A 209-nucleotide genomic window follows, 5' to 3' on the forward strand; every position below is an offset into this window, starting at 1 on the left:
AGTTTGGCGCCTTTCATTTCAGTTAAAATAGCTAAAACACCTGTACCACAGCCCATATCTAACACCGATTTATTTGCAATATCAGATTTTAAAATATGTTGTATCATCATGTGTGTAGTTTCATGATGCCCGGTACCAAAACTCATTTTAGGCTCAATTACAATATCAAATTTTGTATTGAATTTTTCATGAAACGGCGCTCTTACAGC

Annotated in this window: 1 protein-coding gene; it reads right to left on the reverse strand. The window is 34.4% G+C overall.

Annotated elements, in window-relative coordinates; genetic code table 11:
• On the reverse strand, positions 1–209 hold a 209-nt coding region (locus FUA24_RS07480; protein ID WP_148541134.1), incomplete at both ends, for a 50S ribosomal protein L11 methyltransferase.

It is taken from the genome of Seonamhaeicola marinus, assembly GCF_008085455.1.